The sequence below is a fragment of the Sulfitobacter sp. 1A15258 genome (assembly GCF_043557045.1).
Classification (GTDB): domain Bacteria; phylum Pseudomonadota; class Alphaproteobacteria; order Rhodobacterales; family Rhodobacteraceae; genus Sulfitobacter; species Sulfitobacter faviae.
Map to the genome: position 1 here is coordinate 1 of NZ_JBIFFK010000017.1, position 18,547 is coordinate 18,547.

The 18,547-nt window shown below is 58.4% G+C and carries 17 protein-coding genes and 1 pseudogene; 9 read left to right on the forward strand and 9 right to left on the reverse strand.

Annotation, left to right across the window (positions count from 1 at the left end; all coding sequences use genetic code 11):
* Together ACGYK9_RS18640 and ACGYK9_RS18645 are read right to left on the reverse strand one after the other, a co-directional pair.
* Positions 1-1,188: Tn3 family transposase (locus ACGYK9_RS18640; protein ID WP_394415089.1), on the reverse strand; the 1,188-nt coding region annotated here is incomplete at its 3' end.
* Complete coding sequence (locus tag ACGYK9_RS18645) at positions 1,175-2,431, reverse strand: DUF4158 domain-containing protein (protein WP_394422673.1); 1,257 nt, start codon at positions 2,429-2,431, stop codon at positions 1,175-1,177. The genes ACGYK9_RS18645 and ACGYK9_RS18640, both read right to left, overlap by 14 nt.
* A 108-nt stretch (positions 2,432-2,539) precedes the next feature.
* On the opposite strand from ACGYK9_RS18645, the gene ACGYK9_RS18650 reads away from it, so the two are divergent.
* Both ACGYK9_RS18650 and ACGYK9_RS18655 read left to right on the forward strand, forming a co-directional pair.
* The gene (locus tag ACGYK9_RS18650) at positions 2,540-3,142 is read left to right on the forward strand and encodes a recombinase family protein (protein ID WP_394415095.1); all 603 of its coding nucleotides are present in this window, start codon (positions 2,540-2,542) and stop codon (positions 3,140-3,142) included.
* Between the two features lie 46 nt (positions 3,143-3,188).
* A complete protein-coding gene (locus ACGYK9_RS18655) occupies positions 3,189-3,500 on the forward strand; it encodes a hypothetical protein (RefSeq protein ID WP_394415098.1) in 312 nt (103 codons plus the stop codon).
* Positions 3,501-3,648: 148 nt separating this feature from the next.
* Here ACGYK9_RS18655 and ACGYK9_RS18660 read toward each other — a convergent pair whose 3' ends face one another.
* A complete protein-coding gene (locus ACGYK9_RS18660; RefSeq protein ID WP_394415101.1) occupies positions 3,649-4,665 on the reverse strand; it encodes an NADPH:quinone oxidoreductase family protein in 1,017 nt (338 codons plus the stop codon).
* Positions 4,666-4,891: 226 nt separating this feature from the next.
* On the opposite strand from ACGYK9_RS18660, the gene ACGYK9_RS18665 reads away from it, so the two are divergent.
* Positions 4,892-6,991 (forward strand): acetate--CoA ligase family protein, encoded by a 2,100-nt coding sequence (locus tag ACGYK9_RS18665; RefSeq protein WP_394415104.1) that lies wholly within the window; start codon positions 4,892-4,894, stop codon positions 6,989-6,991.
* 335 nt (positions 6,992-7,326) lie between these two features.
* Here the strand turns inward: ACGYK9_RS18665 and ACGYK9_RS18670 are convergent, their stop codons facing one another.
* On the reverse strand, positions 7,327-8,466 hold the full coding sequence (locus ACGYK9_RS18670; RefSeq protein WP_394415107.1) for a CaiB/BaiF CoA transferase family protein: 1,140 nt from the start codon (positions 8,464-8,466) through the stop codon (positions 7,327-7,329).
* A 103-nt stretch (positions 8,467-8,569) separates the two neighbouring features.
* Positions 8,570-9,430, reverse strand: coding sequence for an IclR family transcriptional regulator (locus ACGYK9_RS18675; protein ID WP_394415110.1), 861 nt, complete (start codon positions 9,428-9,430; stop codon positions 8,570-8,572).
* A 645-nt stretch (positions 9,431-10,075) separates the two neighbouring features.
* Here ACGYK9_RS18675 and ACGYK9_RS18680 point away from each other — a divergent pair.
* From ACGYK9_RS18680 to ACGYK9_RS18705, 6 genes are all read left to right on the forward strand, one after another.
* Positions 10,076-11,215, forward strand: coding sequence for an acyl-CoA dehydrogenase family protein (locus ACGYK9_RS18680; protein WP_166195426.1), 1,140 nt, complete (start codon positions 10,076-10,078; stop codon positions 11,213-11,215).
* Positions 11,216-11,236: 21 nt separating this feature from the next.
* On the forward strand, positions 11,237-11,704 hold the full coding sequence (locus ACGYK9_RS18685; protein ID WP_166195423.1) for a MaoC family dehydratase N-terminal domain-containing protein: 468 nt from the start codon (positions 11,237-11,239) through the stop codon (positions 11,702-11,704).
* Complete coding sequence (locus ACGYK9_RS18690) at positions 11,701-12,921, forward strand: CaiB/BaiF CoA transferase family protein (RefSeq protein WP_394415113.1); 1,221 nt, start codon at positions 11,701-11,703, stop codon at positions 12,919-12,921. The genes ACGYK9_RS18685 and ACGYK9_RS18690 overlap by 4 nt, the downstream gene beginning before the upstream one ends.
* 52 nt (positions 12,922-12,973) lie before the next feature.
* On the forward strand, positions 12,974-13,129 hold the full coding sequence (locus tag ACGYK9_RS18695; protein WP_394415116.1) for a CoA transferase: 156 nt from the start codon (positions 12,974-12,976) through the stop codon (positions 13,127-13,129).
* Between the two features lie 58 nt (positions 13,130-13,187).
* On the forward strand, positions 13,188-13,310 hold the full coding sequence (locus ACGYK9_RS18700) for a hypothetical protein (RefSeq protein ID WP_394415119.1): 123 nt from the start codon (positions 13,188-13,190) through the stop codon (positions 13,308-13,310).
* Positions 13,311-13,591: 281 nt separating this feature from the next.
* Positions 13,592-14,410, forward strand: coding sequence for an IclR family transcriptional regulator (locus ACGYK9_RS18705; protein ID WP_394415122.1), 819 nt, complete (start codon positions 13,592-13,594; stop codon positions 14,408-14,410).
* 199 nt (positions 14,411-14,609) lie between these two features.
* Here ACGYK9_RS18705 and ACGYK9_RS18710 read toward each other — a convergent pair whose 3' ends face one another.
* The 4 genes and pseudogenes from ACGYK9_RS18710 to ACGYK9_RS18725 form a co-directional block, all read right to left on the reverse strand.
* Entirely contained in the window at positions 14,610-16,673 is a 2,064-nt protein-coding gene (locus tag ACGYK9_RS18710; protein WP_394415125.1) for a TRAP transporter permease, read from the reverse strand.
* A gap of 31 nt (positions 16,674-16,704) precedes the next feature.
* Complete coding sequence (locus ACGYK9_RS18715; protein WP_166195408.1) at positions 16,705-17,094, reverse strand: DUF1850 domain-containing protein; 390 nt, start codon at positions 17,092-17,094, stop codon at positions 16,705-16,707.
* A 95-nt stretch (positions 17,095-17,189) separates the two neighbouring features.
* Entirely contained in the window at positions 17,190-18,146 is a 957-nt protein-coding gene (locus ACGYK9_RS18720) for a TAXI family TRAP transporter solute-binding subunit (protein WP_394415128.1), read from the reverse strand.
* A 177-nt stretch (positions 18,147-18,323) separates the two neighbouring features.
* A pseudogene (locus tag ACGYK9_RS18725) lies at positions 18,324-18,547 on the reverse strand (integrase core domain-containing protein); the annotation flags it as partial.

Genomic DNA, 18,547 nt, shown 5'->3' on the forward strand with positions numbered 1-18,547 from the left:
GACACTTGGTCTGTCCGGCTTGAAGATGTAGAGGATCTGTTTTCCAATACCTTTGATCCGTGGGGCGAAGGAAAAGCCCAGCAGATGCGTCATCCCGAAGATGGCTTCGGTGTAGCCGTGGCTGTCGGTGGAATGGATGTCGCTTTTGACGACGTCATTGCACATGAGGCCATCGATCACGAACGCGCTTTCCCGATCGGCGGCGCTGATCATAAGGGAATGCCAGAGGATGTGGCGTTCATCGACGAATGTGTAGGCGCTGACACCTTGTCCCTGGCCAAAATACTTGAACGAACGGCTGGCAGCGAGGCTTTCGCCGCGAACCTCGAACTTTTGTCCATCACTGGCGGTATGCAGCTTGTCCGCCTCGTTCCGATAGATATTGGGCAGGTCCATCTCATCCATAGCTTTGACCACAGCGTCGTTTGCAGCGCGGATATTGTCGAGAGAAAACCGCCAATTAACGACGTGTTCCAGTTCGCCCTCGGTCACGCGAGACGAGATCCTTGCCATTTTGCGCACGCCGATTCCACATCCAAGGCCCATGATCCCGGCCAGGAGTGCGGGGCGGGAGACCGCCTGACGGATGTGGGTTTGCTGCCAGTGTTCGAAAGCGCCGAGCATCCCACAGTGATTATTGATCGTCTCAAGCACCTGTGCCAGCGGTACATCGTGCCGTTGAGGGAACAGTTCATTGGTTGGGCTGGGACCATCAGCCCTGGCTGCCGGGGTAGCGATGTGGAAGGTGCCATCGGGACGTACCTTCAGATGTGGATTGGCAGCAGCATTGGCGTTCGTACGCTGATATTGTTGTGTCAACGCCTTCCGGAGGGTTGCCAGAACGGGTTCCGGGTCGGCAAACTCGGCCAACCCGGCCCGTTCCAACAGTTCCGGCTTCTTCCGCTTCCACCTGTCCGTATCAATCAGATAGGTGTCCATGGGGCGGTATTTATAGGACTGCGAGAGGTTAAGATCGCCAGATTTGATGGCGGCGGCAACATGCTGGAAAAGAAAAACCTTGTAGAGCGAGGTTCGGAATGTTCCATCGCTGCGGATCAGTAATTCCCGCTCGTCTGTATCGAGGAAATCCGTTGGCGCACCTGTCCCAACCACGCCATCGTTGTGTTTGAACCGGTCGATGGCGGTGATGAGACTGGCGGCCCGGTCGTTCCGCTCAAACGTGATCACGCGAAGGATGGGACTGAGTCAATTTTTTTAGTCGCAAGGACCCTGCCTCAAGCACATCGAACCAGCATTCATCCCGCGCGGTTGCGGAAAGATCATCCTTCAGTTGCTCAAATGCGCCGGATCGACTTTTATCCAGCAAGGCTTGGATTGTGCTAACTTTCTGGGTGTCCGACATTCCATCCGCCTCGGTCACGCCGCGAATGTCGCGCAACAGGCCAAACACAGATGTGTCCAGGTCATTGATGACCGACTTGATCTGCTTTTGCTGTGCTGCCCGGTTCTCCAGCAGCCGATCATTGTGATCGCGCGTCGCCTTTGCGTGAAAGGACGCCATGACGCTGAGCCAGAGATCGATCAGGTTATCTTGCGTGCGGTAAAACTGATGGGCAACAAATGCCGTGGCATGGATACGGCGGTCATTGTCTGCGCGTTGCTTGAGCTGAAACAACCGTGACCGCTGAACGCTGCCCGCGAAATATCGAATACCGGCAGCTCCCAAATCGAGCGCCGACAGAGGGTCGGATAGTTGGTTATGCAAATCAGCGAGCGTCCCAAAGTCAGCGATGGCTTCCTTGATCTTTGTTGGTCTTGCCGACTGCGACAGCTTCTTCAACAGGGTCAGACGATACCGGTTCTGATCGTCCGGGGTCGTGAAGAGTTCGTCCAGCAAGGCGCGCGCGTCATCGGTGAGATGGACATCCATCAGCGCGATGAGTTCTACTTTGCGGGCCTGCAATCCGGATCGGATCAACTCAAGCAAAACGCCCGATTTTGGAACCTGGACGCGCCGCTGGATCAAGTAATCCACGCATCGATCAAAGATCAGGCGCGGCTTCAGATATGTTCGCGCCATCGTTGCAATCTCGGCGATCAGGTCTTTCCTGGCTTTCCGCCCGAATGGCATGAAGCCATAGAAATCCAGAATGAGCTTACGATAACGCGCTCGGGTCTGTTTGGGGTAGGTTGCTGGCGAGAACTCCGATCCTGTGAGCCCCAGAAGCTTTGCTGCCGCCTCAATATCCGGGGAGTGAAAATCGCGAGAATTGTAGAACTTCTTCGCCACTTTGAAGTAGGCGCACATCACCAGAAAGCCGATCTGGCTAGCGGGTGAACGCAACTCAGTTGCGATGTCCAACAAGGGTTTTGGCAGATCGAAGCATCGCTTGCGCTCGCGGAAGTCGAATACCGGCGGATCGTCAAACGCCCCTTGCTCGGAGGATGAAAGGATTTGCATTCGGGGCATAAGGCTCTCCGTCATAGTGGTGTCCGGGAAACGGTCGTTTGACGGCCCCGTGTTTTATTGTCCGGCAATATGGCTTGACAACGGAATGACGGACAAGATGATTGACGGATGGAAAAGCGGACAAACACTGCAAAATTTTATGCCCCAGTCGGATACGCGCGCATCTCAACGGCTGATCAATCGCTGGCCCCACAGATCGACGCGCTCAAGGCTGCCGGTTGCGGAGAGATATTTGAAGATTGCGTATCTGGTGCCAAAACGGACCGGCTAGGATTAGATCAAGCGCTCGATCACCTGCGTTCCGGCGACACGCTGATTGTCTGGAAGCTCGACCGTCTCGGGCGCAGCATGAGTCACCTGATTGATACGGTTCGCGATCTTGACCAGCGCGGTATCGGTTTCAAGTCTCTGACTGAAGGCATCGACACGACAACGAGCGGGGGCACACTCGTCTTTCATCTGTTCGGCGCCCTTGCCCAGTTCGAACGCGACCTCATCCGCGAGAGAACCCGCGCTGGCCTGAGCGCCGCTGCCGCGCGCGGACGAAAAGGCGGACGCAAGGCTGTCGTCACCGCTGAAAAACTGAAGCGAGCGAAAATGCTGATCGAAAGTGGCCTGACAGTTCGTGAAGCCGCGGCACGCATAAAAGTCGGCAAAACCGCTCTTTACGACGCGATCAACGCGGACACCTCACGAAACGCTCCAAACTGATCCGTCGTCCCGCAAATCCAGAGGGACCGAAAACACGAACATTCCTGTGGGACCTCGCGTACCTTTATGCCGATGGACCCAGTTGCGCGGGCGCATCGAGGCCTGGGCCACGCAGGAAACCGCGCAGGGCAGGCTGCCCGCCGGGGCCTGGCCGGTTCTGCGAGAGGCTCTCTATACCGGGGAGGTCGCGCGTGCAGCATTGCCCGGGCTGTTGGGCGTGGGGGAACGACAGGCGCGCAACGTCTCCGCCGCGCTGGTGGGGGCAGGGGCGCTCAACGCGCAATCGAGCCGCGCCCCGTTGCGGCTGACATTCTCCGCCAGACTGGCTGGGGCCTGGATGCCGGGGCTGTTTCCGTAGGCGTGATCGGGCAGCTGCCGGTCCCGTCACGTCAGGGGGACATAGAGCCGATTCTGACCCGATCCACGGGACCGGGCCAGCAGTCGACCGCGTACGCTTCTTTCTCAATTCGCCCAGCATCCGTGAATACCGAGCGATAGTTTAGGCGTTAGTCGGCTGCACCAACCGAGAAGACCACCTTGCCGAGCGCTTGGCGTCGTGCCATGCGCTCGAAACCGGCCGCGGAATCGGACAGCGGGAAAATCTCGTCGATCTGTGATTTCAGCTTGCCCACGGCTAGTGCGGCAAAGGCGTCGTGCACCGCCTCTGTCAGTTCGGGATCGCGCGCGCGCATCAGCCGTTGCAGAGAAGACCCGAAGACCATCACGTCCTTGACCAGCAGATAGCCTGCGTTCAGCGTCGGAAGATCGCCACTGGCAAAGCCGACGATCACATACCGTCCGCCGGGTCGGACACAGCGCAACGCACCCTCGCCCACGTTGCCGCCGACCATGTCGATGATGGCATCGACATGTTGGAACCCCTGCTCGCGGATCGCAAGCCGGACCTCCTGGACAGGATCCACCATACCTGCGGTCAACACCACAGCCTCAGCCCCGAGCGACCGGGCCAGCGCAGCCTTCTCTTCGTTCGACACCACGGCAATCGGGCGCACGCCCAACAACAGCGCATATTGGATCGCCATTGACCCGACGCCGCCGGTCGCGCCCGTGATGATGACGCTCTGACCCGGTTTCAGATCAGCGCGCAGCTTCATCGCGCCGGCCACCGTAGCAATCGCCGTGGCGCAGGCGGCCGCGTCCTCAAACCCGATCTCGGGCGGCAGAACCGTGCATGACCAGTCAGGCGAGCAGTCGTATTCCGCAAACGCCCCTGTCGAATCCTGAGTACACACCCGGTCGCCCACCTTAAATCCTGTCACACCCGGACCGGCGGCGACCACAACGCCGGCCGCGTCCCGGCCGGCTATGAAAGGCAGATCGGGTTTCACCTGATACTTGCCTTCCATCATCAGGAGGTCGGCGAAATTGAGCGAGGCCGCCGCGACCTTGATCAACACATCCCTTTCGCCGGGTACGGGCAACGGCACATCCTCGACGGCGGCGCTTTGCCACCCTACATAGTCGCGCAGCACCAGCGCCTTCATACTTTTGGGCAGGCTCATTCGTCGATTTCCTCAAGGCTATGAAAGTTCGGTTTGCGTTTCTTTAATCTGGCGACAACGCTACGCCACCCCGCTGATCGGTGGCAGAGAGAACGCGACAATTCCCACATATGTGCCTTGGCCACGGTCCCGTTTCCACATGGATGCGCTATTGTCCCCGGCGGGATGTAGCATCCCGTCCGTTCGCCCTAAGCATGACTTCAGCTAGATAACGTATGGATGATGCATGACCTTTCCTGACCCAAACCTCGATCACATCTTTCGCCCTCGCTCGGTCGCGATTGTCGGTGCCTCGAACGATCCTTCGCGAATTTCTGGGCGGCCGCTGCGCTATCTCAAGGAGCGGGGTTACAAAGGCAAGATCTACCCGATCAACCCAACGCGCGACGTCGTCCAGGGCATGAAAGCCTGGCCGTCGCTGGCCGATCTGCCCGAGGCGCCGGACGTCGCGATCCTGGCCATTCCGTCAACGCTGATTCCGGGTGTGCTGCGCGACGGGGCCGTAATCGGTCTGAAAGGCGCGATCATCATGTCCTCGGGATTCGCCGAAGCTGGCGAGGAAGGAGCCGTGCTTCAAGCCGAGATCACGGCCATTGCACAGGAAACCGGCATTCGGATTTTGGGGCCGAACTGCGTCGGCCTGTTCTGCACCAACATCAATTTCTACGGCACCTTCACACAGTCCATTGATCGCGATGTTCCGCCCCTCGGTGGCGTTGCTGTGGTGTCGCAGAGCGGGGCATATGGGGGCTATATCGCTTATCTAGCCAGCCAGCGCGGGCTGGGCATCAACTACTGGGTTACGACCGGCAACGAAGCCGACCTGGAGGTCGGCGAATGCATCGCCTGGCTGGCCGGACGCGACGACGTCAAGGTGATTGCGCTCTATCTCGAAGGTGTCCGCAAAGGCCCGGCCTTCCGCGAAGGTCTGGCGCGGGCCCGAGCGGCGGGCAAACCAGTGATCGCGATGAAGGTCGGAAGGTCGGCAGCGGGAGAGAAGGCTGCGCAATCACACACCGCGTCAATGGCCGGGTCGGATGATGTCTACGATGCGATCTTCCGAGATTACGGGGTCTATCGCGCCACAACGACCGAAGAACAGCTGGATATCGCCGAGGCCTGCCTGACCGGCCCATATCCGGTTGGGCGCAAGCTGGGGATCCTGACCTTGTCGGGCGGGGTCGGCGTGCAGATGTGCGACGCCGCCGAGGTCTATGGCCTCGACGTCGCGACCATGCCGGAGGATGCCGGGCGCAAACTGAAAAAGCTTCTGCCCTTCGCTGCCGTCGGCAACCCGATCGATACTACCGCGCAGGTGATGAACGATATGTCGCTCCTGTCCGAAAACATCCGTATCGTGCTGGAGGAAGGTGGCTACGACATGATCGTGTTCTTCCTGACCACGACACCGGCGGCGGACGCCTATGCGATCCCGATCCGCGACGCGATTCTTAAAGGGCTGAGGGGCAAAAAGGACAAGCTCGTCGTGCTGTGCATGGGTGCACGCGAGGAAATCCGCAAAAGCTATCGCGAAATGGGATTTCTGGTCTACCAGGACGCCGACCGGGCAGTGCAGATTGCCGGCGCGCTAACCCATTTCGGCCAGGCCTTTGCCACTGTCCCCCGACCCGCGCCTGTACCCCTCGGAAGGCGTGTCGAGGGGACCGGTCCAATGTCGGAACATGCGGCCAAGAAGGTCCTTGCCTTGGCCGGAGTGCCCTTTTTGACTGAGGTTCTCGCCACCACTGCTGAAGAGGCAACTCGGGCAGCTAAAACCGCCGGTGGTCCGGTGGCGATGAAGGTTGCCTCTCCCGACATTCAGCACAAAACGGAAATCGGCGGCGTTGCGCTGAACGTGGCCACGGTCAACGTCCGGGCAGCTTTTCACCGGTTAACGCATAACGTCGCAGAAAAGGCGCCTGATGCCACACTAGAAGGGATTCTTGTTGCACCCATGGCGCCCAAAGGCATCGAGGTGATCGTCGGCACGATCACTGATGCAGTCTTTGGACCCGTGGTAATGTTTGGTATGGGTGGCATTCTGGTGGAGCTAGTACCCGACGTAACGTTCCAGCCCGCCCCCTTCGACCTCGACACCGCCCGTGAAATGGTCGCGCGGATCAAGGCGGCGCCCCTTTTCGACGGCTATCGAGGCGCTCCGAAAGCCGATACCGAGGCATTGGCGCAGCTTCTGTCCAACCTCTCCTTATTTGCCGCCGCGAATGCAGGAACGGTCCAGAGCATCGACTTGAACCCCGTTTTGGTACTGGAGGACGGCAAGGGGGTCGTTGCGCTTGATGCCGTCATCGAACGCAGTAGCGCATAATCCGCTGCTTATGTGCGAGGCGTGCCCGGTGTGTTCAATCCGCCGAGCATCTGAAGGTCGGCCGCTTCATGATCCAGCGCGGCCGGTCGCCATGTCTTTCACCCCCGCGTGGCCGAACCGCGGACCGGCGCGCGATCTCGAATCTCGGGCAAGGGCACCGTCTATGCGGCCACGGTGATCGGCTACCAAGTCGATCTATGCCGACGGTGCGGTGGGCTATCTTGAGGATTTCCTCCGGGCCGAGTGTGACAGCCAACCCGCACTGTTCCGCTGCTACGGCCTTTCTGGCAAAGCGCAAACCGACCTTCACGACAACCTGAGACAGGCTACGGAGGTTACAGTGCCCCCTTTTTCTTCCAGCTCTCCAGATGCTTCAGCACCTCCCAGCCTTCCAGCGCATGGGCCGGGTCCGTCTCGGCTGCGGGCACGACGGGTTCGGGCACGTCGGGAACGGTGCGCGAAAAACGCGGCGCGGGAACCGGCTGCACCACGCCGTCCGCCTCGAAATAAACGTTGCGGGCCTGCATGTGCGGATGAGTCGGAGCTTCCTCCAGCGTCAGGACAGGGGCAAAGCAGGCGTCTGTTTTACCCAGCAGTTCGGTCCATTCGTCCCGCGTCTTTTCAAGGAATTTCGCGGCGAAGATCGCGCGCATTTCGGGCCAGCGGGCCTTGTCATTCTGGGGCGGCATCGTGTCTTCGGGAAGTTCAAGCAGCTTAACAAGCAGCGCAAAGAACTTGGGTTCGATCGGGGCGATCGAGACATAGCGCCCGTCCTTGCAGAGATAGACATCGTAATAGGGCGCGCCGCCGTCGATGATGTTCGTGCCGCGCTCGGGCGTGATGATCCCGGCCCCGAGCAGGCCGTGGAAATTGGTCATCAGATGCGCGACCCCATCAGAAATCGCGGCATCCACCACCTGTCCCTTGCCAGATTGACGCGCCTCGATGATCGCCGCGCAGATTCCCAAGGCAAGATACAGCGCCCCACCGCCAAGGTCGCCGACCAGCGACAGCGGTACGGTCGGCGGCTGACCCTCGCGGCCGATCATCGACAGCGCACCGGTAATCGCGATGTAGTTGAGATCGTGGCCCGCGGATTGAGCCAGCGGCCCCTCCTGGCCCCAGCCAGTCATCCGGCCATAGACCACCCGAGGATTGACCCTGAACAAATCGTCGGGCCCCAGTCCCAGACGTTCCGTCACGCCGGGGCGGAACCCTTCGATCACCGCATCGGATTCGGCAACAAGCGCGCGGACAAAGGCGACACCTTCGGGGTCTTTCAGATCGACCGCGACCTGACGGCGCCCCCTGTTCAGTAGATTGAACTTCGGCGGGCGTTTGATGCCCAGCTGGGATTCTACCTTGCGTTCGACCCGGATCACGGTCGCGCCAAGATCCGCCAACAACATCGCGCACATCGGACCGGGTCCGATCCCGGCCAGTTCCACGATCTTTACACCTGCAAGCGGTCCCATACGACATCCTCTCTGAATATGTTGTATCGGCGCAGCCTAGGTCGTGCCAAAGCCGCCGGCCATAGGACGCGGCGGCTCTGACGCATATGCGTGAAAATCGGAACTAGCGCATTCCGGCACCGCGAATCTTGCCCTCTTTAGGGACCTTCCACATAGACGCGGTGCGACGGCGTTCTGCCAGCTCCACGTAGCTGCCGAAATGCTTGTCAATCTCTTCGCGCAGCAAGGACACCAGTTCATGCTCGCGATCCTGAATCATGGACGTCGGAGCTCCGAGGCCGATGGCCAAGGGCCGGTCGGTACATTCCCGCGGCAGCAGCATTGCAATCAGACCCGATCCCTGCACGACCTGGTCAATCGAGACGAAATATCTTTGCTCCCGGACTTTCTGGACAGAATCGATCAGCGCTTCGATATCGAGCGGATCTTGACCGTCTGGCCTATAAGCATTGATACGCCGGAACATGCGGCGGATCTCGTTGTCATCCATGGTAGACAGAAGCACATACCCCACACCCGAAGCGGCAAGCGGCCGCCGAGTCCCGACTGCGATATGATGCGCCAACGACTTCTTCGGGTTGGACACATGATAATATAGGGCATGATCGCCGTTCTGCGCGCCCAGCAGGCACAAAAGGCCGCTCCGTTCGACCACCGTATCCACCAAGCGCAACAGCGCCCCGCCACCAAAAAGAGCGGGGCTCATCCAGCTGCCGATCAAGGGCACGCGATCGGTCGGATAATAAGTGCGGGCGCCGTTGTCATAGGTCAGAAAACCGAGCGCGACCATGCTTTTCAGCAGCGCGGAGGTGCTGGACTGGGGGTATCCCAGCCGCATCGCCACTTCGACGATATTCACGGGCCGACGCAGTTCGTCGAACAGCTCTAGTGTTTCTAGAGTGCGCGCCACCGACTTCACGACATGTACTTGCCGCCCGTCCGTCGTAGGAAATAGTGCAAGCATCGACTCCTCCCAAATCGATATTGCAAATTGTGTTTGTTATTGTAAACCTTCGAGCACGCCTGTCAAGCAAATCGACATTTTTAAACTTTCTCGTTTGCGACGTCCGCATACCGCAGCACCCCCATACCGCAGATTGGACCTGAGGCGGTTTGATGCCGGTCCTTTGATGGCACTTACAGCAACAAAGAAGATGAACTAGGGGACTGAAACGCATGGACGAATTTCGCAAGGCGGAGAAAGAGGTGGTCGCGGGATTTCGACCATTTACAGCCTTGAGTTGTAGTAGGTCAGCCATTTGCCGACCCCGACTGGCACTTCAGAGCCTGTCTCAAAGGCATTCAGATAGACGCATTCATACTTCAGCGACCGTCATAGCAGCTTTGGCCTTCAAATCAGGCGGGTGGTTCTTTCGTTTCGTCATTTTGGATCATCTCTTTCACAAGTTGATCCACCTTAACTACTGGTCCGAAATCCTGAGACCACCTCTGCGCGTGCCGTGCCTATAGGATTGCGTGACTCAACACATGTATGCGGAAGACGGGTCGTCGCATTGCTGGAAACGCAATCTCATAACATATTCTGTTCAACAAATACGGACTGGGGCCATGCGGATCCCGGCCCATCAAGAAGGGATGAGACGTGAACATGTTCAAACTTGGCGAAGATCAGATCCTGGTACAAGACCTTGTCCGGCGCGTGGCCCGCGAAAAGGTCGCTCCGCGCGCGCAGGAGATCGACCGCACGGCGGAATACCCCCATGACATGTTCGAGATGTTGAAGGAGCTTGGCCTATTCCTTCTTCCCTTCCCCGAAGAATACGGTGGCGCGAACTCCATGCTGTCGGCCTGCGTCGCGGTCGAGGAATTCGGGCGTGTCTGCTACAATACCGCCTATCTACTTCTGGTGCAGTGGGTGCCGATCGGAGCCATTCTGGCTGGCGGCACACAGGAACAAAAAGACCGTTACCTGCCCGGCCTGGCCAAAGGTGAGCTGCGGGGGGCCCTTTCCCTGACCGAACCGCAAAGCGGATCTGATGTCTCGGGGATCAAGACCAAGGCTCGCAAGGATGGGGGCGACTACATCCTTGATGGCAACAAGATCTGGTGCACCAATTCCGGTATGGCCGATTTTGTTCTGGTTGCGGCCAAGACTGGCACTGGCGATGAACGTGGCAAGATCAACCTGTTCATCGTCGATACAGACACGCCCGGTTTCAATGTTGGCCCCAAGGAAGACAAGATGGGCGCGCGCGGCGTGCCGTCCCATTCGCTCTATCTTGAAAACTGCCGCGTCCCCGCATCGGCAATGTTGGGCGATGAGGAAACAGGCTTTCGCGTCGCTATGGCCGCGCTGAACGATTCACGTCCGATCATCGGCGCTCGGGCAGTCGGGTGTGCGCAGGGCGCGCTGGATCACGCGGTGGAGTTCATTAAAAACCGCCATGCCTTCGGCCAAACCATCGCCGACTTCCAGGGGATAAAATGGATGGTCGCGGACATGGAAACGCAGACTGCCGCTGCCCGCCTCCTGGTCTATCAAGCGGCTGCGGCCCTGGACGCAGGCGTCAAAGGCAAGGAACTCGCGCATTTGGCAGCAATGGCCAAGGCCTTCTCAACCGACACTGCGATGAAGGTCGCAACGGATGCGGTGCAACTTTTCGGTGCGGCCGGCATATCCAACGAGTACGGGATTAACCGCTATTTCCGCGATGCGAAGGTCCTCCAAATCATCGAAGGTACCAACCAAATTCAACGCAACATTATCTCTCGCTCCGTATTGGCCTGAGTTTTTAAGAAGGAAACACCCATGGAAACCCTCGGCCTCGGCCTGTTTTTCGAAGACGTCACCGTCGGCCGCACTTTCAAGACGATCGGGCGGACCATCTCGGAAGCTGACATCATCAATTTTGTCACCTGCACGGGCATGACCGAAGTGCTCTTCACAAACAGCGTCTTTCAAGAGGAAGAATCCCTCATCAAGGGCCGCGTCGTGCCATCTGCCCTAGTCTACACCTTTATGGAGGGTCTGCTGGTCCAAAGCACTATGCAGCACACTGGATTTGCTTTTCTTGAGATGTCCTACAAAGTCGGCGGGCCGACCGTTGCAGGCGACACGATCCACTGTGAAGTCGAGATCGTCGAGGCGCGGCGGTCGAAGAAGCGGCCAGACAAAGGCATCGTAACCAGCCACAACCGGGTCATCAATCAGCGGGGCGAGCTCGTATTGGACTACAAGCCGACGCGTATGGTCAATGCCCGCACAAAGGGAGAATGATCTTGACAGACGCTCCTGATCCCCGTCGCGGGCCATTGTCCGGCCTTAGGGTGGTTGATCTGACGATCAACGTCCTAGGGCCGGTCTGCACCCAGATTCTGGGCGACATGGGCGCAGATATCATCAAGGTCGAAGAGCCCAAGGGAGACTACACCCGCCATGTCGGTCCCCGCGTCAGCGACGACATGGGAGCCCTCTTTTTGGGTCTGAACCGGAACAAGCGGTCAATTGTCTTGAACCTCAAGGATTCACAGGATTCCGCCGTCTTGACCCGTCTTCTTGAGACGGCGGATGTCATGGTTCATGCCATGCGGCCGGGGGCCATCGACCGGCTGGGGCTCACTTATGATAAGGTCCGTGCAATCAAGCCGGACATCATCTACGCGTCGGCGACTGGTTTTCGCCCCGGATCGTCACGCACGGAAACACCCGCCTATGACGATGTGGTGCAGGGCTTGACCGGAACCGCGGCCATGAACGGCTGGCGCGATGGTGTGCCCGACTACCTACCAACCGTGATTGCCGACAAGCATTCGGGCTATGTTCTGGCCAATGCCATTACCTCGGCACTATTCTGGCGTGAACGGACTGGCGAAGGTCAGGAGGTTCACGTGCCCATGATGGAAAGTGTCATTGTCTTCAACCTTCTGGAACATCTCTGGGGGCGCGCCCTGCCCGCCACAGGCGGCAAAGCGGGCTACACTCGGCTGATGAATGCTGATCGCAGACCTTACCGCACGGCGGACGGGTATCTGTGCGTCATGGCCAATACCGATGCGCAATGGCAACGGTTTCTCGAGCTGCTTGGCCATGGCGACTTGGCGCGCGATCCACGTTATGAACGGACTCAGCAACGGTCGGCAAACATCCAAGATCTCTATGCCATCGTGGCCAAGCGGCTGGTGGACCGCACCACAGCCGACTGGGGCGCGGCGCTGGATCAGGCCGATATTCCGAACGGTCCAGCCAGTACCTTCGACGAGTTGTTCGAAGATCCCTATCTGTTGGAAACCGGCTTCTTCGAGACCAACACGCACCCGACCGAAGGTGCGATGACCCTGCCGGGAATCGCGCCTAGTTTTTCGGCCTGCACCCCGTCGATCCGCCGTCTGCCGCCCCGGCTAGGCGCCGATACCCACGAAATTCTCAACGAGCTCGCGCAGACACCAGACCGCAACAGGCACGAAAACGATTTAAAGATCCGGTCACGACTATGAAACCACTTTCCGGCACCCGTGTTCTGGATATGTCGCGTATTCTGGCCGGCCCTTGGCCGCGCAATACCTCGTCGATCTCGGGGCCGAGGTCATCAAGGTTGAACGGGCAAGCCTAGGAAAAGATGCGCGCCAGTTCGGTCCGCCTTTCGCCCAGCGGGCCGCCGGAACGATGAGCGAAGATTTCGCCGCACATCTGGTGCAGTCGTAGCAAGTCGTCGCTGACCTAGGATATCTCGAAACCGAAAGGGCAGGAGGTTATCCGCAAGTTGACCGGCGAATGCGACATTCTGGTGGAAAACTGCCCCGGCTATGATGCGGTCTTTCAAGGCATGTGCGACCTGATGAATGTGACCGGCATTTCCGAAGGGGAACCGGCGCGGGCCCTTTGAAGGTTGGCCCTTCGATCGTTGATGCCCTACGGAGTCGAACTCGGCTGCGCGAAGGGCATCCACCAGTTCGGCGAAGACGGCTATGGACAGGCAGTTGAACACATCGGGACACGCAAGCTGCAACACGATTGTGCTATCTTTACGAAAAGTCTTGTTTAAGCTGGTTCATCGGGTCGCACGCTCGGAGTATTAGGAAGGGCACAAATTGCCTTGATTGCAAATTGCCTTGGTTGTCAGCACAAGTTGACGAACATCTGGAGGTATCAAAGTGAAATGCCCAAATGGCTAGGCAAGAACACAACCAGGCGAAATCCGGTCCTTCGGCCAAAACGCGCCGCGATCCGCCACGATCGATCAACCGCCTGCTCGGTATTTTCGAAAGGATCGCAGAAGTAACCGAGGTCGGTATGACCCTGGCGGATCTCAGCGTAGCTCTCGACGCACCCAAGAGTTCTCTTCTCATCATGCTCAGGCCACTTGTGGATCAGGACTATCTGATCCACGAGTCCAACACCTACCGACTTGGTCCGCGCATGTTCCAGTTTGCGTCAGCCATCCTGGCCAACAGCCGATTTTCCAGCCTCGTACGGCATCACATGACGCTGCTGCGGGACTGGACCGACGAAACTGTCATCTATGCGACCCTCGATCTGGACAGCCGCCGCATCGTCTACGAGGATGTTGTCGAAGGTAGTTCGCCTATCCGCTATGTGGTCAATGCGGGCGCCAATCGTCCGGCCTATCCGACGGCGAGCGGGCGCGTTCTGATCGGCCACGCCCCGACGGAATGGCAGAACAGGTATTTTGCGGATCTCCAAGCTGACAAGCTGACCAGCAGGACCATCACCGATATCGCCGGGATACAAGCCGCGGTCAAGGAATGCCGGCAGCGCGGGGTCTGCTTCACCAACGGCGAAGCGATAGACGGCGCCGCCGGTGTCTCAGCCCCTGTCCGCGACCGGGCCGGAGAGGTGATCGGTGTCCTGGTGCTCGGGGCACCCCGCGAACGCGGCGTCGAACGCCGCGAACTCTACGAACGAAAGACAGTCGATGCCGCAGACAGGCTGTCCGTGGCAATAGGCTACCGCCCGCCAAGCTGACCCCGAGGGGTCAGACCGGCGGGCTGATCGGGAAAGACGGCTTGCGCTTTTTCTTGAAGGCGGCAATGCCTTCCTGCACCTAGGGGCCGGATGCCATAAGACTGGTATTCGACAAGATAGCCGATCAGTAAGCTTCCGGCCCCGCTCGTTTTGTCAGGTTGCGCTCTCTTTTCAGAGACAGGGAGACATGTGGCTCGGTTTAAGCAGGCAGTGCTTCGCGGTTCCGTTCTGCCATCCAGTTCAATCCTATCATCAGCACCATCACTGCCAAACTGATAGCCTCCAGCCACAGAATCTGTTGCAGCGTGCCGATACCGGCCGCCAGTACCACAAGCCGCGACACCCCGTTGATCCGTCCGAACAGATAACCCTCTAGTGCTGCCACGAAGCCGACACAGGTGAAAAAGGCCAGTACGCCACTCCAAAGTACGATAGGCACTGGTCCTCCAATGATTATTTCGGGGTTAAACACCATAAAAAGCGGGATGATGTAGAGGCCTTTGGCAAACTTCCAAGCCTGGAGGCTTGTAGCAATCGGTGGACTCTTGGCGATCGCCGCTGCCGCAAAACCAGCCAAGGCGATAGGCGGTGTGACGTTTGAGTCCTGCGAATACCAAAACACCACCAGATGAACAATCAAGAGAGGGATGCCGAACTCGGAACTCATAGCGGGGCCGACCAGGATGATCAGCACGATGTAGCTGGCCGTCACCGGTAGGCCGACGCCCAGGATCAAGCTGGCTATCATGACAATGAACAAGGCGAGCACGACATTGCCACCCGAGAATGTCATCATCAGGGCTGAGAACTTCAGTCCCAGTCCGGTCAGCCCTACAACGCCGACGATTATGCCGCCGATGGCGCAGGCAAGGCTAACGGTCAGTGCGTTCCTTACCCCCAGTTCGCAGGCTTCGACGGCCTTGTTCAGCCCAGCCTTCAGTACCAGCGCCAACGGCAGACGTTCATAGACGATTTCTTCCTTCACCGTGCCATCGGGATGCATGTGGTGAACACGAGTTGGTTCATTGCGCAACCATCCCCACATATAGCGCAGAACAGCAACGGCAAGAATTGATAAAATGGCATAGAAACCAACCCGCATCGGCGACAAGCCAATGACCAGAAGATATATTAACATGATGAGCGGTAGAAGAAAATGCCAGCCTTCTTTCATCACCGCGCGCACCGACGGCAAATCTTTGGCCGGTATGCCGTGCATGTTTTGCTTCAGCGCAATAATATGAACGAAGAGATAGACAGTGAGCAAATATAGAAGCGCCGGATATATGCTAACCTTGATGATTTCGACATAGGGCGTGCCAGTATATTCAGCGATCAGAAACGCACCCGCACCCATCAGAGGCGGGGTGATCTGCCCGCCGGTGGAAGCTGCCGCCTCGATACCGCCGGCCTGGGCGGGCTTGTAACCTAGCCGCTTCATGAGCGGGATGGTGAAGGGGCCTGTGGTTGCGACATTGGCGATGGCGCTACCGGTAATCGAGCCCATGCTGAGAGACGCCAGAACCGCAGCTTTGGCTGGCCCCCCACGCTGGCGGCCGGTGGCGGCAAAGGAAAGATCGATAAAAAAGCGCCCCCCACCCGTCACTTCCAGCACTGCGCCGAACAAAACGAAAATAAAAACATAGGTCGCGGCGATCCCCAGCGGCAAACCGAAGATGCCTTCTTGTCCGAGATAGAGCTGAGACACCAACCGTTCGACCGAGGCGCCGCGATGAGACAAGATGCCGGGCATGAACTCCCCCAACCAGGGCAGCGCGCCACGCGGACCGGCAAGCGCGTACAGTACGAAGATGAACCCGATCACGGTGATCCCCATGCCTACGACGCGACGGCTTGCTTCCAGCAGGGTAATGATCGCGAAGCTACCGACTATGATATCGGTTCGAGTCCAAAAGCCCGCACGCGCGATGATCGCGTCCAGGTTGACGACTATGTAGAGGCCCGAGACAATAGCCGCAGTAAAAAAGGCTGCGTCGATCACCCAGCCCATCACACCGCGTTTGCGGTGCAGGCCGAAAGCTGGAAAGACGAGGAAAGCGACCATCATGATCAACATGAGGTGGATTGGGCGCTGATAGAACAAACCCATCGGCCGTATACCAGCGGCGTAGAGTTGAAAACCGCACAGTACGATCGACAGCAGGATGATCAGCTTCGCGATTGGCCAAGGCGGGGCTGGGATGATTCTGCCGGTAAGATCTTTATTAGCATCTGCGCAAATGGGTTCGGACTTTTCTTGCATCTGTTTCCCCTAGACACCACCCCGAAGGCGGTTACCGGCATTCTTCATTAACCCTTCTGTCAGCGTCATCTGACAGAAGGGTGATTGCGACCCGTTCCCCAGCGAAAATCTCGCTGAGATTGACCGTTGCAGAGCCGTAAGTCAGGCGATGGTTAATCCTCTGCCCGCCGATCCGTACGAACACACGATTACAAGGCATGACCTCGGCTATATCGACGATCCAGTCCCCATCAGTCGCGGAGCGCAATATTCGGCCACGCCCAAGAACCTCACCAAGTCCCGCGGCGGCGGGATCGTGCAGGAAACTGCGGTCGAGGAAAACGTGCCCGTCGATCGTTTGGAAGCAATCGGTCACGAGCCCGCCCGAAACAGAGTGCTGCCAGTGAAGACACCATTCGGTCTGCTCCAACAGGTCCGGCATGATGCTGTGTCCGCTTTGGCCGGTTATCAACAGACGGTCAGCTTGTGCTGACCCTGCGAGGAGAATGACCAGAGGAACCGCGCAGAGCCAGCTATTCAAGGAAGTAGCCGCGCCGGGATCTCAGCTCCGACCTCTTCGTAGTAGCGCCTTGCGCCAGGATGCAAGGGAACGGTGCTCGAAGCTAGCGAGAACTCTACAGTGGTTTCCTTGGCGGACGGGTGGACGGCCACGATTTCCTGCGTGTATTCGAACAGGACTCGGGTGATCTGGTAGGCCAGCTCCTCATCCATCGCATCGTTCACCAGCAGCATATTGGGAGAGGAGAACGTCAGAACGTCTTCATCTTGCCCGTCATAAGTCCCCGCCCGGAGCACATAGGGAGCAAACGCCGATTCAGATTCAACGATACGGTCGACCTCTTCCTGGGTCAGTGGGAGAATTGAAATGTCTTGTCCCGCGGCAAGAGCGATCACCGAGCTTGCCGGCGGGGCTGCGAGAATGACGGCTGCATCCAGGCTTCCGTCGCGCATCGCATCCACGGACTCGGTGTAACTAAGGCGCTGCGCCCCGACTTCTTCATAGGTTATACCCTGAAGTTCGAGCATCCGCCGACTGGTCAGCTCAGTCGCTGATCCCGGCGCGCCAACGGAAAGCCTTTTGTTTCGAAGATCGTCGAGTGACTGGATGCCGCTCTCTTCCAAGACAGCAATCTGGACGACATTAGCGTAGAGAGCGCCCAGTGCAGCTATATTGTCGACGCGGCGCCCCTCAAAGGCGTCCAGTCCTTCGACCGCGTTCTTCACGGCGTCGGCCGCGGCGATGATAATGTCGGTTTCCCCGCGGGTCAGCAACGCGAGATTTTCAACGGATGCGGCTGTAACTTCGACCGTAACGCTGGTGCCCTCGATATGCCTCTCAATTACTTGTGCGAAGCCGCTTCCGTACGGGTAGTATGTGCCACCAGTTCCGCCAGTGGCGATCGAAAGCTCCTGTGCGGTTGCTGCTCCACTGAGCGCCGCTATGGAACAAAATGCGAATGCTATCCGGTTCATTTTTCTCTCCCTATTGTTATTGAGGCAAACTACAAACAAATGTGCAGGGCAGATACCTGAATGGCTTCGTTCGACACATATGTGTAACTCTCGACGTTGGCGCCTGCTGACCTGCCACTGAACCTTCACCCAGCTGCGACAGGAGTCCGAGGGTTTTTTTAGGCCGATTGGCGCAGGTTAAGAAATCGCCCGACGCGCGGAGCTTTTATCTCGTGCAGTGGGGCGGGCGATTGCCGTGGCGAGGGACCGCGAGTCGATGGGCGTCTGATATTCCAAGCAGAATGCGGGCGTTCAGCGTTGTAGTCGGTGGCCCAGGCCGAGGTCACGACGGGGCATGGACGAGATTGCGGAACATGGTCTCGTGTCGCGTTGCCCTTAAATCTGAGACGCGACGCGTTTGG

Excerpts from the sequence above, each read along its gene's own strand:
- ACGYK9_RS18660 (WP_394415101.1), bottom strand. The coding sequence starts at position 4,665 with ATGAGCCTGCCCAAAAGTATGAAGGCGCTGGTGCTGCGCGACTATGTA.
- ACGYK9_RS18690 (WP_394415113.1), top strand. The coding sequence starts at position 11,701 with ATGATCTTGACAGACGCTCCTGATCCCCGTCGCGGGCCATTGTCCGGC.
- ACGYK9_RS18650 (WP_394415095.1), top strand. The coding sequence starts at position 2,540 with ATGGAAAAGCGGACAAACACTGCAAAATTTTATGCCCCAGTCGGATAC.
- ACGYK9_RS18680 (WP_166195426.1), top strand. The coding sequence starts at position 10,076 with ATGTTCAAACTTGGCGAAGATCAGATCCTGGTACAAGACCTTGTCCGG.
- ACGYK9_RS18685 (WP_166195423.1), top strand. The coding sequence starts at position 11,237 with ATGGAAACCCTCGGCCTCGGCCTGTTTTTCGAAGACGTCACCGTCGGC.
- ACGYK9_RS18665 (WP_394415104.1), top strand. The coding sequence starts at position 4,892 with ATGACCTTTCCTGACCCAAACCTCGATCACATCTTTCGCCCTCGCTCG.
- ACGYK9_RS18715 (WP_166195408.1), bottom strand. The coding sequence starts at position 17,094 with ATGCCGGACCTGTTGGAGCAGACCGAATGGTGTCTTCACTGGCAGCAC.
- ACGYK9_RS18645 (WP_394422673.1), bottom strand. The coding sequence starts at position 2,431 with ATGCCCCGAATGCAAATCCTTTCATCCTCCGAGCAAGGGGCGTTTGAC.
- ACGYK9_RS18675 (WP_394415110.1), bottom strand. The coding sequence starts at position 9,430 with ATGCTTGCACTATTTCCTACGACGGACGGGCGGCAAGTACATGTCGTG.
- ACGYK9_RS18670 (WP_394415107.1), bottom strand. The coding sequence starts at position 8,466 with ATGGGACCGCTTGCAGGTGTAAAGATCGTGGAACTGGCCGGGATCGGA.
- ACGYK9_RS18705 (WP_394415122.1), top strand. The coding sequence starts at position 13,592 with ATGGCTAGGCAAGAACACAACCAGGCGAAATCCGGTCCTTCGGCCAAA.
- ACGYK9_RS18710 (WP_394415125.1), bottom strand. The coding sequence starts at position 16,673 with ATGCAAGAAAAGTCCGAACCCATTTGCGCAGATGCTAATAAAGATCTT.
- ACGYK9_RS18720 (WP_394415128.1), bottom strand. The coding sequence starts at position 18,146 with ATGAACCGGATAGCATTCGCATTTTGTTCCATAGCGGCGCTCAGTGGA.